Source organism: Polyangiaceae bacterium, from assembly GCA_015075635.1.
GTDB lineage: Bacteria > Myxococcota_A > Polyangia > Polyangiales > Polyangiaceae > JADJKB01.
Genome location: JABTUA010000002.1, coordinates 2444297 through 2456679, shown reverse-complemented (window position 1 = coordinate 2456679; position 12383 = coordinate 2444297). Strand labels below are relative to the sequence as shown.

17 protein-coding genes and 1 riboswitch are annotated in these 12383 nt (G+C 68.7%); of the genes, 7 read left to right on the top strand and 10 right to left on the bottom strand.

Features of this window, described 5'->3' with window-relative positions; translation table 11 throughout:
* Positions 1-5: 5 nt before the first annotated feature.
* From HS104_27145 to HS104_27115, 7 genes are all read right to left on the bottom strand, one after another.
* Entirely contained in the window at positions 6-1505 is a 1500-nt protein-coding gene (locus HS104_27145) for a DUF2779 domain-containing protein (protein ID MBE7483643.1), read from the bottom strand.
* 59 nt (positions 1506-1564) lie between these two features.
* Positions 1565-1996 (bottom strand): hypothetical protein, encoded by a 432-nt coding sequence (locus HS104_27140; protein MBE7483642.1) that lies wholly within the window; start codon positions 1994-1996, stop codon positions 1565-1567.
* 5 nt (positions 1997-2001) lie between these two features.
* Positions 2002-2107: riboswitch (SAM riboswitch) on the bottom strand.
* A 57-nt stretch (positions 2108-2164) separates the two neighbouring features.
* Complete coding sequence (locus HS104_27135; GenBank protein MBE7483641.1) at positions 2165-2518, bottom strand: DUF5615 family PIN-like protein; 354 nt, start codon at positions 2516-2518, stop codon at positions 2165-2167.
* Positions 2518-2754, bottom strand: coding sequence for a DUF433 domain-containing protein (locus HS104_27130; GenBank protein ID MBE7483640.1), 237 nt, complete (start codon positions 2752-2754; stop codon positions 2518-2520). Before HS104_27130 ends, HS104_27135 begins: the two co-directional genes overlap by 1 nt.
* Before the next feature lie 115 nt (positions 2755-2869).
* On the bottom strand, positions 2870-3802 hold the full coding sequence (locus tag HS104_27125) for a hypothetical protein (GenBank protein ID MBE7483639.1): 933 nt from the start codon (positions 3800-3802) through the stop codon (positions 2870-2872).
* Between the two features lie 73 nt (positions 3803-3875).
* Complete coding sequence (locus HS104_27120; GenBank protein MBE7483638.1) at positions 3876-4685, bottom strand: hypothetical protein; 810 nt, start codon at positions 4683-4685, stop codon at positions 3876-3878.
* 60 nt (positions 4686-4745) lie between these two features.
* Positions 4746-5411: a ribonuclease H-like domain-containing protein gene (locus HS104_27115; GenBank protein ID MBE7483637.1), complete on the bottom strand. Its 666-nt coding sequence runs from the start codon at positions 5409-5411 to the stop codon at positions 4746-4748.
* 518 nt (positions 5412-5929) lie between these two features.
* Between HS104_27115 and HS104_27110 the strand changes: the two genes are divergently transcribed.
* Genes HS104_27110 through HS104_27100 form a run of 3 tightly spaced genes read left to right on the top strand, consistent with a single transcriptional unit; the run spans position 5930 to position 8158 of the window.
* On the top strand, positions 5930-7609 hold the full coding sequence (locus HS104_27110; protein ID MBE7483636.1) for an AAA family ATPase: 1680 nt from the start codon (positions 5930-5932) through the stop codon (positions 7607-7609).
* 31 nt (positions 7610-7640) lie between these two features.
* Positions 7641-7865 (top strand): hypothetical protein, encoded by a 225-nt coding sequence (locus HS104_27105; GenBank protein MBE7483635.1) that lies wholly within the window; start codon positions 7641-7643, stop codon positions 7863-7865.
* A complete protein-coding gene (locus HS104_27100; GenBank protein MBE7483634.1) occupies positions 7862-8158 on the top strand; it encodes a type II toxin-antitoxin system RelE/ParE family toxin in 297 nt (98 codons plus the stop codon). The genes HS104_27105 and HS104_27100 overlap by 4 nt, the downstream gene beginning before the upstream one ends.
* 17 nt (positions 8159-8175) lie before the next feature.
* On the opposite strand, the gene HS104_27095 is transcribed toward HS104_27100, so the two are convergent.
* From HS104_27095 to HS104_27085, 3 genes are read right to left on the bottom strand one after another with little or no spacing between them, the layout of a single operon-like run.
* Positions 8176-8367, bottom strand: coding sequence for a hypothetical protein (locus HS104_27095; protein MBE7483633.1), 192 nt, complete (start codon positions 8365-8367; stop codon positions 8176-8178).
* Complete coding sequence (locus HS104_27090; protein MBE7483632.1) at positions 8364-9398, bottom strand: WYL domain-containing protein; 1035 nt, start codon at positions 9396-9398, stop codon at positions 8364-8366. The genes HS104_27095 and HS104_27090 overlap by 4 nt, the downstream gene beginning before the upstream one ends.
* 33 nt (positions 9399-9431) lie before the next feature.
* Positions 9432-9701, bottom strand: a complete 270-nt coding sequence (locus HS104_27085) for a hypothetical protein (GenBank protein MBE7483631.1) — start codon at positions 9699-9701, stop codon at positions 9432-9434.
* 35 nt (positions 9702-9736) lie between these two features.
* On the opposite strand from HS104_27085, the gene HS104_27080 reads away from it, so the two are divergent.
* The 4 genes from HS104_27080 to HS104_27065 all read left to right on the top strand — a co-directional run bounded on the left by HS104_27080 (position 9737) and on the right by HS104_27065 (position 12306).
* On the top strand, positions 9737-10087 hold the full coding sequence (locus tag HS104_27080) for a hypothetical protein (GenBank protein ID MBE7483630.1): 351 nt from the start codon (positions 9737-9739) through the stop codon (positions 10085-10087).
* 62 nt (positions 10088-10149) lie between these two features.
* The gene (locus HS104_27075; GenBank protein ID MBE7483629.1) at positions 10150-11133 is read left to right on the top strand and encodes a hypothetical protein; all 984 of its coding nucleotides are present in this window, start codon (positions 10150-10152) and stop codon (positions 11131-11133) included.
* 67 nt (positions 11134-11200) lie between these two features.
* On the top strand, positions 11201-12139 hold the full coding sequence (locus HS104_27070; protein ID MBE7483628.1) for a hypothetical protein: 939 nt from the start codon (positions 11201-11203) through the stop codon (positions 12137-12139).
* Complete coding sequence (locus HS104_27065) at positions 12136-12306, top strand: hypothetical protein (GenBank protein ID MBE7483627.1); 171 nt, start codon at positions 12136-12138, stop codon at positions 12304-12306. Before HS104_27070 ends, HS104_27065 begins: the two co-directional genes overlap by 4 nt.
* Positions 12307-12383: the final 77 nt, after the last annotated feature.

The following is a 12383-nucleotide window of genomic DNA, read 5'->3' as shown; positions in this document are numbered from 1 at the left end:
TCACTTCACCGCGCGTGTTTGGTGGCGTCCATACCCGGCGCTCGCCGCCGGCCAATCTCCCTCAACGTCTCCACGATCTTCACCAACCCCCACGTGTCGAGCTCACAGTACGCGAGCAGCGCCGCCCTCAGCTTCGCCCGCTCCGCCAGGGACATCTCCGCGCCACCGAACATCAGCCGCTCGAGCTCCGCCGTCGCGACGCCGCCATCCTGGATCTCGAGCTGGGCGTGGCTCAGCCCCGGCACGAGGGCCGGGAGCACGCGCTTCAAGCCGAAGCCTCCGCCGAATTCAGGGTGGTAGACGTGGTTGCGGACGACGGGGAGCAGATCGCGCACGCGCCCGGCGATGTCTGACAGAGGCGAGGCGAGATGGGGTAGGGCATCGGCGAGCTCGCGAATGCGCTCGATCTCGAAGCTGGCGTTGTAGGCCACGATGGTGTGAGCGCCGCGGAGGGCGCGGATGAGCGCTCGTGCCAGGGGCTCGCGCGGGTCGTCAGGCCCATCGGCGAGCCACTCGTGATGGTCGAGGGCGCCGCGGGGGTTCTCGATGTGGCAAGACAACTGCACTGGCACCGAGTCGTACGGACTGCACCCCTGCCAGACCGGGATGGGTAGGGACACGGTCTCGAAGTCGAGATAGGCGAGCGGCCCCTCGAGCTCTGCCAAGGCGGCGCCGAGGCCGGGCTCGACCACCATCTCTCCGCGCTGCACGGCGCGGCGTTGCCGATCGGCGATGGTGCTCAGCTCGACGTCGCCGGGCAAATCGTGGATGGACTCGTGGCCGCCCTCGACGAGCTGCTCGACCCGTTTGCGGCCGATCTTGTAGAGCGTGCTCACGTGGTCCTTCGGCGCCTCGGGCCAGCACCGGGACACGAACGGGCAGTCGTAGGGGTCGTTGCAGTGATCGCCGATGTCGACGTCAGGCAGCGGGCCCTCGAGCATTCGGAGCTGGCGCCGGACCTCGCGCGGGATCGCGGGTAGCTCGGCCTCGACCTGCTCGGTCACGTCGGCGCGCGTGAACAGGTTTGCCAAGTTCGGGTGACGGCACTGGGTGTTCAGGTGCATGACCTCGGTGCGCGCGACGTCGAGCCCGACTTTGCGAACCACGTGGGTCTGGATGGCGGCGTCGGGGATGTGGGCGGCCTTCACGCTCGCGGTGCTCTTGACCTCAGTGACGATCCAGCCGCGCTTCGACCGATGGAGGATGTCCACGGCGACGAAGACGTCGTCCGCCTTGAACGACGCCTCGTAGATGACCCTGGCTCCGCTTTCGAGCGCCTTGCGGGTGTCGGCGATGCGTTGCTTCACCTCATAGTGAGGCAGATCGATGAGTACGCCGCCCGGGATGTAGCCGCGCGCAACCTCGCCCACGTCGGAACCGTGGTCGAACACGACCTGAAGCGACGCATCGATCTGAAGCTCGGGCGCGTTGCGCTCGTGAACGGTCCACCACAAGCGACGGTGGCACTGGAGCCCGGTTGTGAATCTCGACTTCGACAGCTGCACGGCGGTTAACCTCCAACCAACCTAGCGCTGCCAAGCGACGCAAGCTGTCGCACCTCCCGCTACCTGTTCTCGCGCACGTGCTTCCACACCTCGCGGCTGTCGATGGCTGCGGCCAGCGCGTGGATGAAGTGTGCAGGAGCCTTGTCGAGGAGGTCGGACTTGCGGCGGACGTGGACGTTGAACACGGCGAAAGGCTGGACGACGTGCTGGATGTACAACGATCCATCTGGCATCACCCACGCGCGCGTGATGCAGCGCCCGCGGTGATCCACGAAGATCCGAATCCCGCCCGGCGGCAGGGCGAGCTTCTTGGCCAGAGCGCGTGCAAACCCGAGCGCACGGCGTGCGGGCTCGGCAGCGCCGGCCCTCTCGAGGGCTTTGGCTCGCGCCTTCGTCCTCTCGAGCGCGTCGGATTGGGCCTTCCGAACCCGAGCCTCGCGCTTCTCGCGGGCTACGAGCTTGGGAACGTCAGCGGGGATTCGAATGGGCATCGGACACCTCATCGTGAGCGGCAGAGCCGCATCCGGCGTTGCCACCTTGCCTCGTGAGGTAGGTTGGCCGGGCTTCGATGGGCCGGGTCCCTCTGCCCGTCTGGATGAATGAGGCAAGCGTAGCACCGGGCAGCGACGCAGGCGGTCGCAGGTGAAGGGTTCCTGGAGTCACTCACGAATGCGGATACGAGACTCCTCGACGATCCAGAGTCTGCCCGTGAGCTCAGCGGGGTCGAGCTGCCCGCGCAACGCGTCGAGCACAGAAAGGACCTGACGTTTTCCCTGCCTGCCGAGGCGGAGCACGATGATTCCCGGGTATTCGGAAGGCCGGTAGTTCTGCACGTTCGCAAAGTCGACGTCGAGAGTCACGAGCACGCGCCCTTCGCTTCGGCCAACCCTGGACACATCCGGGTCCGGGTGTCCCCCAAGTCCTTGTTGCATGACGCTGCTGACGTCATGCCCGTCCTGCTGGAGCAGCGCGACAGCCTCGGTCGGCAGGTTCTCATCGAGCTTGAATGCGATCACGAGCCCGTTGCACCGAACGGCAAGACGCGCTCCCGCGCCAAGTCGGCCGCGTATGACATGGCCGCGCGGACATCGTCCACGGTCAGCGTCGGGTAGCTTTGAACGATTTCGTCGGCGGACAGCCCGTCTGCCAGATTATCGAGGACCACGCTGACCATTACTCGCGTGCCGCGGATAGTCGCCTGCCCGTGACAGATCGAGGGATCGGCTACGATGCGATCACGCCAAGTCATGTCGATCGTGAGCGTACCACGTCGTTCGCGTGCAGGCGATCCGGAGCGAGTCCTGACCTTCAACGCCGCCGGCCGGGTCTGTCGCGGTGTGCCGGTCGGCCGCCCTTCGCGGCCCTCACCCCGCCGCTGCGCAGTGATACACCGCGCCCTTCCAGACGGCCGCGGCGTAGCTGACGCTACCGGACGTCCCGGAGAGCGTCTCGCTATTCGTCGGAGACGGCACGCGCGTGGTGTCGGCCGAGCCGAGCTCCTTCAGCGCCGCGCGGACTGCGTCTGCGGCGGACGCCTTCGCCTGCGTGCTTTGCGCGGGCTCCAGAGGCAGATCGGCCAGCGCGCCGCGGAGGCACTTCTGGAACGCGCGCGCGAACAGGCGGCTGGAGCCGAAGAGGTCGATCAGGACCACGCGGCCGTCGCGAACGACCGCGAGGCCGACCTGGTCAGGCAATGGCCGGAGCGTGCTCATCGCGCGCTCCGTCTCCTCGGCGCGCGTGCGGCGGGCGTCCTCGAACGCGGAGGTGGCGGAGTGCGTGCCGGTGGCCTCCATGTAGTCGTGCACGTCCGACCAGACGCTGCGCTGGTTCGAGTCGTAGGTACCCGTGGTGCGGATGGACTCGTTCACGCGCTTCAGCTTCCGCGCGCGGATCTCGGGCGCCAGCGTATTCGACCCCGCCACGAAGCTCCGCGTGGTGTGGCGCCAGCGCCCCTGCTCGACGCAGCTCACGGGCAGCACCACCTCCGCGCCGGGCTCCACCAGGAAGCTCGAGTTGAACGAACGGTTCTGCTTGGCGCCGAGGATCTGCTCACCCTGCAGCACCAGCAACGGGATGCCCCCGCGGTGGAGCACGCGCACCTGACCCACGACGCCGCTCTCGCCAACTTCGTTGACCTGCGTCTGACCGGAAGCGATCCCTTCCTCCAACAACACGGCGTCCGCTTGGCTGTCGGCGTCGCTCAGCAGCAACGGCACCAGCTCGACCCCGAGCAGGACGCTGGCCTCGCCGACCGAGAGTTTCGCGAAGAGAGCCTGGGTTTCGAGGGGTGCGTTCATTTTCGACTCTTTCTGCGGGTTCGGAGGTTGGCGGTGGGAGTACGACACGGACCTGCCCGGCGGCCTTGGCGGGTCAGGCCATGGCGACGTGCGCGCGGGTCGTCGGGGCGTCGCCCACGACCCAGTCGATGAAGGCCGCGGCCGAGCTCGTGAAGTGGTTGACGGCGGCGGTCGCCACGTGAGCTTCCGCCGCGTCGATGCCCGAGAGCCGCGTGTGCCGGGCCGCGTCGGCGAGCTCGCTCGCGTGGCGGGCTCGGCAGGCCGCCATGACCTCGGCGTGGGACAGGACGCAGGCGATGGTCGCCGCATCGCGGTGGAGTAGCGCCATCTCGGCGGCGGCCGCGGCGAGCGCGAGCTCGTGCACGAGCGCGTTGGCGTGGAGTGGGTTCGGGAGGCGGGTCAGGCTCAGGAGCACGCGGGCGGCTTCGACGCGCTGCAGGGCTAGTCTACGGAGCGCGAGCCGGCGACTGGCGCGCAAGTAGCTCGCGACGGACGGGACGCGCGTCTCCCGGTCGGTGATCTGCTGGCAGGAGGTGCAACAAAGGTCGATCTTCGCCTTCTGGGCGTGAACTTCCGTCGTCAGCGCCAGACGCGCGCGCTCGAGCCACTGGAGGTCCGTACCGTTTTCCAGCCATTCGCGTGCACACTCGAGCGCCTCCAGCACCGCCGGTCCGTCGGTGAGTCGGGGCGCGCCCTCCGGATGGAGCCCCTCGAGGAGGGCGAGCGCAGCGGCAACCAGCCTGCGATGTGCGTCACTGCCGGTCTCGACGGCGGTCTTCCCCGGCGCGTGCTCGCTCGACGCGCCGAAGCGAGCCAGCGCCCGTGCCCGCAGCTCCTCGGCCAACCGTTCGCTGATCCCTTCATGTGTCAGGACTTCGACCATCGCTGCTCCTTCCTCGCCGTCTCCAACCTAGGTCTGCCGACCGACGAAAGTCGTCGCAGCTCAGTTCCCCAACCGGAGCTCGACCTGAGACCTCCCGCGACGCACCCGCCCACCGGGCGCCTGCCCGCGCGCTCGCGAGTGCCCGCTCAGGACGTGAGCGAGCTCGGGCAGCAACCGGACGTCGTCGGCGTTGTGCTCCAGCAGGATCTGGCGGGAGTCCGTGCAGTGCTTGCCGAGCCAGCGATGGTACGCGGCGACCATGTCGGCGCCGGTGGTGTCGTCCTCGCGATCGAGGGCGAAATGCTCGAGCACCGTCTGCAGCCGGCAGTCCTCGGGCGCGCGGTAGGTGCGCCGCCAGCGCCGGGCCTCGGGGAGCAGATCCCAGTGCTGAAGGTCGGGCCAGTACGAGCCGTGGCGATCCGCCCGGGCGTGCAGGAACGGGATGTCGAAGCCCAGCCCGTGGTAGGTCACGACCGTCGAGAACTGCGCGACGCGTCGCGCGGCCTCGCGTAGGACCCGACCCTCGTCGCGGGGGTGATCGACGAAGTGCTGCTCGACGACGCGTCCGCCAGGCACCGCGTACGTCAGCCCGACCAGGGTCACGCCGCCCGCGCGCGGCGAGAGCGACGTGGTCTCGATGTCCAGGAAGACCATCTTCCGCTCGTCGGAGCCGCGGAAGTGAAGACTCGGAACCTCGGTGTAGATGCTGCGCGCCCAGAGCGACATGTTTCCAGCCTACGCACGTCGCGGAGAGCAGCAAGCAAGCGCGGGACAGAGAATGTCACACGTCGTCGGCGATTACACCGGCACGCGGAACACGCGACCAGTCGACAGTTCGCCGCGTGAACGGTTCCCGAATCGGTGGGACAGGGAAGGCCCCTGCGCGGGTCTAACCCAGACGCCTTCCGCGGGTCTGACCCGCATGCCGCCATTCTCCGTGTCCCGCTTCTCCGTTGCATGCGCCTGCATCGTCGCGGTGTGTCTCGCCGCGCTGAGCCCCCTGCGACAGTCCGTGACGCACGCGCGGCTCGCAAGGCTCCCGATACCCTCGGTCCCAGCGAGATTCCGCGAAGCGCCGCCGGCCGACGACGAATCCCCGCCGCCGCCGTGTCCGACGGGTCCGACCACCGATGCGTTCCTCAGGAGCTGGTGCCCGACCTCGCCCGGGGTCTCGCGTCCCCCTCCGATGGAGCGAGGCACCTGGCGCGGAGGCTCGCTGTGAGCGCCCGTGTATCATCCAACCAGTGCCCCCCACCGGTCTCCATCCCCAAGGCGCGCCGCGCCCGACGAGCAGCCACGCCGAGCAAAGCCTCCACCGCGCGCTCGCGACGGGACTGCCGCAGGGCTGGAGCGCCTGGCATTCGCTGCGGGTGCGTTCGGAGACGGGATGGGAAGGGGAGGGCGACTTCGTCGTCGCGATCCCCGACCGCGGGTTGCTGGTGATCGAGGTGAAGGGCGGCGCCATCGAGGTCCGGGACGGGCAATGGCTGCAGAACGGCAAGCTCATGGCGCGCGCGCCGCGCGAGCAAGGGCATTCGTTCGCGCGGCTGCTCGTCTCGAAGCTCGAGGAGCGCGGGCTGAGGGGCACTCCGGCGTTCGCCGTGGCCACCGCGTTCCCGAGCAGCCCCTTCAGCAATCCACCCCGCCAAGGCGACCTCGACGGGGCCGTGCTCGGGCAGCAAGACCTACCCTACCTGCGTGAAGCGCTCGAGGCGATGCGCGAGCGGCTCTTCCCGACGCAACAGAGACCGCGCGACTCGCGCTGGGTGGAGCTCCTTCACGAGCTCTGGGGGGAGACCTGGACCCCGCGCCTCGTGCTCGGGGACCGTGCGCGCCTCCGCGAGCAGGAGCTCATCCCGCTCGACCAGCAGCAGCTGCACATGCTCGACCTGCTGCGGAAGAACCAGCGCTGCCTCGTCACCGGCGGGCCGGGCACCGGCAAGACGCTGCTGGCCTGTGAGATGTGGCGGCGGCTGCGCGCGCGTGGAGCGCGGCCGGCGCTCTTGTGCTGGACCAACGCGCTCGCGAGCTCGCTCAGGGCGAGCGGCATCGACACGGCATTCACCGTTCGGGAGCTCGCCGCCGAGCTGATCACCGAGGTTGGCATCGATCCGCAGGACGGCGCCCCGCCGAGCGCGTGGTCGGCGGAAACCTGGGAGCTCGTCTCGCTGCACGCAGCGGCCGACGCGCTCGAGCTCGGGCGGAGTCGCTTCGACGCGGTCGTGATCGACGAGGCACAGGACCTCTCGCCGAACGACTGGGAGCTCGTGCGAGGCCTCGCCGACGGCCGATCACTCTGGGGATTCGCGGACGAAGGCCAGGGCTTCTGGCGCGATCGCCACGTGCCGAAGGACTGTTTCGGCGCACAGGCCGAGCTGCGCGAGCGCTACCGATGCCCCGAGCCGCTCGCCGCGTTCGCAGATCACTACCGCACGAAGGAGCCCAGCTCGGTTCCGCCGCCCGCCCGCCTGTCGTCCGCGCCGCCGCCCGCGCCCATCGTCCCCATCGACGAGCTCCGCATCGTCAGGCTGCCCAGCGCGACCGCCCTCGAGGAATACGCTGCCCGCGAAATCCAGAAGGCGCTCTCCGAGGGCCTGCAGCCTCACGACATCGCGGTGCTGTCCCTAGTAGGCCAGCTCAAGACCGACCTCTGCGCGCGTGATCGCATCGGCGAGGTACCGGTTCGACGCGCGGATGCGCCCGACGCCGGCGAGCAGGTGGTCGCGGACACTTTCCTGCGCTTCAAGGGTCTCGAACGACCGCTGGTGCTGATTGTCGAGCTCGACCGTGGCAAGCATCGCTACGACGTGCGCATGCATGTTGCCCTGACGCGCGCGACGGTGCGGAGCGTGGTGCTCGCGACGCGGGAGGAGCTCGAGGCGGACGCGAGGTTGGCGGCGGTTGCCGCTGCGAGTCGGGCCTGACATGGCCTGTCTGGAGTGCTATAGGGATTCTATGAACGCGCTCAAGGCGCACGTGAAGAACGGCCAGATCATCCTCGATCAACCCGAGGAGCTCATCGAGGGAGCGCCGTTGCTCGTGTTCCGGGTGACCGATGACATGAGCAACCAGGAGCGGGCGGAGCTCGAGCAGTCGGTCGAGGACGGCGCGGAGGACTTCGAGCGAGGCGACTTCGAGGACGCCCGAGAATTTGCGGCGCGCCTCGCGGCCAAACCGTGAAGGTCTTCATTTCGAAGCGGGCCCGGCAGGCCGCCGAGCGGATTGACGCGCGCTGGCGCGCGAGCGCCGACCACCCCGACACCTTTGCGCAGGAATTCCTCGCCGCGGTCGACTTTCTCGAGTCCGAACCGGCTCCCGGCTCGCCATTTCCGACGACGAGACGACCCGGTCTCAAGCGGTTTCTGTTGCCGAAGGCACACTGCCACATCTACTTCGATGTGGACGAAACGCAGCAAGTGATCCGGGTGCTCCACGTCTGGGACGGCCGTCGGGAGAAGCCGCCGAAGCTCTGACTTTGCCTGCCTCAGCTTCATCGATGGGCACGAAGCGCGGCGAGGGCTTCTTTGGCGTCGATGAGCTCGCCGGCTTGCATTTGTCGGAGGCTCTCTCGGATCGAGTCGTGAAGCTTCCGCCGCTCTTCCTCGTCGAGGTGGTCACCGCCATTGGCCAGCACCTCGTCGATGGGCACGAGCTCGACGACCTGACCCTTGTGCTCGGTCACTTGCTCTTCCCTCCGCGCTTCCCGTACATCGCGGCGAGCTGCCGCGCGCTCTCCGCCAACTCCTTGCGCAGCGCCACGGGCTTCCTGACCTCGAGGAGCGGGCCATAGCTCTGGAGCCACCCGCGCAAGTCGAGCGTGTTCGGCACGGTCGCGCGCAGGAGCTCGTGCTCTTCGCCTGCGGGCGCGAGCGATTGGTCGGTGCTCAGCGGCGTCTCGTGCAGGGTGATGGCGACCTCACGGGCGACCAGCGCCTCGAGCGCGATGGGATCGCCGTGCACGAAACCGACCCCGCCGCGCGCCAGGAAGGCGTCGAGGTCGAAGCCCGTCGGGCGCCGCGCCGCCGTCTCCAGTAGCTCGGCCTGTGACATGCGGTGCAGCAGCACGTAGTGAGGATCGTCGTACTCCCAGAACGTGCAGACCAGCGCAAGGGTCCCGTCTCGCACCACCAACCCGAGCGGGTTGAGCTCGTACTTCTTGGCGTTGGGAGCGTGCCTGGGTCGGTACAGCGCGCGAAGGCAGCGATCCTCGAGCAGGGCGTTGTAGACCACGTCCAACACGCGGGGCGGCACTTCTGGCGCCCGGAGCGAGATGCCGCGCGGCAACACCCGCACCTTGCTGGGCCAGCGTGCGAGCTTCGCGCTGGTCGTGTTGCGAATCACCTCGCGCGCCCGGCCGAAGTACGGGTCGAGCGTCTTCAGCGTGCTGCGCGGGAGCGCCTGCGCCAGATGCGCCTGCACGAGCTCGAAGGTCACTGCCGCGCTCAGCTCCATCCCAGGGATTTCAAGCATGGGAACGTCACCGTCCCAGCTCCAGCCGTAGGGCTTGGAGCGCTCGTCGCAATGCAGGTTCTGAAACCGCGCGGCGAGGTGCTGCAGGTCGCGCTGGATGCTGCGCGGCGTGACGTCGATGCCCTCCGCGTCGAGCTGGCGCTTGAGCGTGCCGGTATCAGCGCGCCGCGGCCGGCGGGGAATGAGCCGGAGCAAGGTCCACAGCCGGTGGACCGTCTCTGCTTCAGGACCAGGACGCGGCATTGGCGGACGATACCTCGGCTCGCGACCGCCGGGTCAGCGTTCGACGTGCTTCGCCACCCGCTCCACCAACTCACGGAAGGAGTCGCCGCCGAGCTCGTGCCAGGCCCAGGCGTAGGGCTTGCTGGCGTCGTTGCACCTCAGAGGGAGCCGCGACGACAGGCGCTCGAGGTCTCGCTGGATAGTGCGGCGCGTCACGCAGATCCCCTGCTCCTCCAGGCGCAGCGCAAGCGTTGCCGTGTCGATGTGCTGGGGCGCTACGGGGATCTCGCGCAAGAGCAGCAGGTAGCGGAGGAACGCGTCCATCCACACCCGAACGTACGCCTGCGCAGCGACGAGACTTGTCGCAGGCGACGGCGGTCTGCGCGCTGACATTCCCTGTCCGGCCGGCGATTGCGGTCCGCCCGGCCGCTGTTACTTCATGGAGCATCATGCTCGACCGACCGATCGTTGCTTTCGACATCGAGACGATCCCCGATCCCGACATCGGCCGACGCCTCCTTGGGGTCGCCGGCAGCGACGCGGAGGTCGTGCATGAGATGGTGCGCCTGCGCCTCGGAGAGACCGGCGGGAGCAGCGAGTACCCGCAGCTCCCGTGGCACCGCATCGTCAGCATCGAGTGCGTCGCGCTGAACGACTATTGGGAACATAGCGATCACTGCCCGATTCTTCTGAATATCAGCGTGAGCTGACCGGCCGAGCGTCGAGATGCGCGGCGCTGCTCACCCAGCGACTTGCCTGATACGCTCCGTCTGTGCCCTCCCTCGCCGAGCGCCGCTCCCAGATCAACCAGCTGCTCACCGAAGCCGCCTCCCACAAGCTCCTCCGTGCCGGCACTTCGCGCGCCCTCGAGCGCGCTCGCGAAGCCTACGAGCTTGCGCACTCGCCCCCACCGCTGCAACCCTGGGCTGCGCTCTCCGCATACCGTCTCGCCCACCTCGTGCTCCGCGACCCGCGGACGCGCGAAACCCTGGAGGAGGCTGACGCCCTCTTTGCCGAAGCAGCGCGTGAGCCGATGCTCGGCCCATGCCCGCGCATCTATCGGCTCGCGCTGCTCCACCGGTTGGCTGCCTCGCGCGCTGTCATTGAGCGCACCTTTCAGGAGGCCGTCAGCGCCTACGACACATGGATGCGCGGTCGCGACAGCCCCAGCGAGACGCCCCCGTCCGTGCCGATCCAGACCGACCTCTTCGCGATGCTCGAGCTCGCGGGGTACTTCCTCGAGCTCGACCGCGCACCCCTCGAAGGGCGAGGTGCTCGCCCGGACGAGCCCTTCCTTCGCGACACGCACTGGCGTTTGGTCGGCCCGGACCCGAGCCTCGCCGACGTCAGCATCTCCGAAGCGACGGCCCTGGCCGAGCTCGAAGCGTTCGCCCCGACGTTCGGTCCGGCGTTCGTGTTCCGGCTCCCGCCCGACCGCAACGCAGCCGTGTTCCGAGTCGCCGATGGCCCCTGGGAGCCGCTCCCCCATCGCGCCGCGCGCCTCCTCGCGTGTCTCCTGCGCGGGGACGCGGCAGACATGCGTGAGCTCACCGAGCGCGTGATGGGTAGCGACGGCCGCTCGCAGCAGACCGCGTTTCGGCAAGTGCGTCACCGCTTGAGCGACCAGCTTCGCGCGCGCGGGCTCGCGCTGCCCGAGGAGCTCGTCGTGACCTTCGCGGGCGAACGCCCGCGTCTCGCGCCGGGAATGGTGGTCCTCGGCGCCGTGAGCGACGCCGGCTACTCGGACCGCGAATAGCGCAAATCCAGCCCGGTCACGCGCCGGTCACGCTCCCGATTGCAGGTTGGGGTCGAAAGGACGCCCCATGCGCCACCACGATCCCGTTGTCGACGTCTTCTATCGCCCCGAGGTCAGCGCGCCCGACGCGCGGGGGAACTTCTCCAAGAGCCCAACCAAGCCACGGCGCTTCGTCGAGTGGCTCCTCCGCTCCCCGCTCGCCGCCGCCGTCCGCCTCCGCGAGGACTTCGCGCCCCTCGGTCGCGCCGACTTCTTGCTCGGGCACGCCCCTGATTACGTCGACGGCTTCTTCGCCGGTCGCGCCCCGCACGCGACGTCGAATGGACTGAGCTGGAGCCCTGCCTTCGCAGAGAGCCTCCGCTACACCAACGGCAGCCTGGTAGCCGCGCTGCGGGCCGCGTGCGACCGCCCGAGCCGCATTGCGTTGAGCCCCACGAGTGGCTTCCACCACGCTACCCCGTCCGGCGGCGCCGCCTTCTGCACGTTCAGCGGCCAGGTGATCGCGAGCGTGAGCCTCTATCGCGAGCGCCGCCTCGCCGGCGCCTGGATCGACCTCGACGGTCACTACGGCAACAGCATCGAGGACTCGCGGGGCTTCGTGCCCGATCTCGACCAGGCAATCCCCGTGAACCTGAACCCGTCCGGTGCCCATGCCGCGTACGTCGCTGATCTCGAGCGTGGGCTCGCGGAAATCGGTGACGCGGTCCTTGCCCGTCGCGTGCACTACATCGTGTTCGCGCACGGCGCCGATTCCCACGAAGACGACGAGCTCGGCGGGCAGTGCTCGACCGAGGAATGGCTCGGGGCGAGCCGTCTCGTGTACTCGGCGATTGACCGCTGGAGCCAGGTGCTCGGTGCACCCGTGCCTGTCGCGCTCGCGCTCTTCGGCGGCTACCGCAGCGACGACCCCGAATTCGTTCTGCGGCTTCACGGCGCCGATCTGGCGATCGGGCTCGAGACTTTGACCGGCACGCGCCTGGCGTTCGACCCGGAGGATGGGCGATGAGCGCCAGCGAAAAGACCGTGCGGTTCTACGTGCGCCCCAAGGCCACAGAGACGAAGGCGATCGAGGACGCTCTCATCGTGTGGATCAACGAGGTCCGCGCTGGGCGCGGCCTGCCGCCACTGGAGGAGGACGACGACACAGATGGCCGCGAGGACGATGGCACATGAGGAAGACGCAAAGAGTGCGCCGGCCGGGCCTTGAGTACTGAGTCGAGGATGCAACCCAGGCTGGGCATGACACGGGA

What these genes read in the sequence shown, in the direction of transcription:
- HS104_27090 (MBE7483632.1), bottom strand. Translation starts at nt 9,398, where the DNA reads ATGCCGCGTCCTGGTCCTGAAGCAGAGACGGTCCACCGGCTGTGGACC.
- HS104_27140 (MBE7483642.1), bottom strand. Translation starts at nt 1,996, where the DNA reads ATGCCCATTCGAATCCCCGCTGACGTTCCCAAGCTCGTAGCCCGCGAG.
- HS104_27105 (MBE7483635.1), top strand. Translation starts at nt 7,641, where the DNA reads ATGAACGCGCTCAAGGCGCACGTGAAGAACGGCCAGATCATCCTCGAT.
- HS104_27130 (MBE7483640.1), bottom strand. Translation starts at nt 2,754, where the DNA reads ATGACTTGGCGTGATCGCATCGTAGCCGATCCCTCGATCTGTCACGGG.
- HS104_27065 (MBE7483627.1), top strand. Translation starts at nt 12,136, where the DNA reads ATGAGCGCCAGCGAAAAGACCGTGCGGTTCTACGTGCGCCCCAAGGCC.
- HS104_27070 (MBE7483628.1), top strand. Translation starts at nt 11,201, where the DNA reads ATGCGCCACCACGATCCCGTTGTCGACGTCTTCTATCGCCCCGAGGTC.
- HS104_27085 (MBE7483631.1), bottom strand. Translation starts at nt 9,701, where the DNA reads ATGGACGCGTTCCTCCGCTACCTGCTGCTCTTGCGCGAGATCCCCGTA.
- HS104_27120 (MBE7483638.1), bottom strand. Translation starts at nt 4,685, where the DNA reads ATGGTCGAAGTCCTGACACATGAAGGGATCAGCGAACGGTTGGCCGAG.
- HS104_27125 (MBE7483639.1), bottom strand. Translation starts at nt 3,802, where the DNA reads ATGAACGCACCCCTCGAAACCCAGGCTCTCTTCGCGAAACTCTCGGTC.
- HS104_27115 (MBE7483637.1), bottom strand. Translation starts at nt 5,411, where the DNA reads ATGTCGCTCTGGGCGCGCAGCATCTACACCGAGGTTCCGAGTCTTCAC.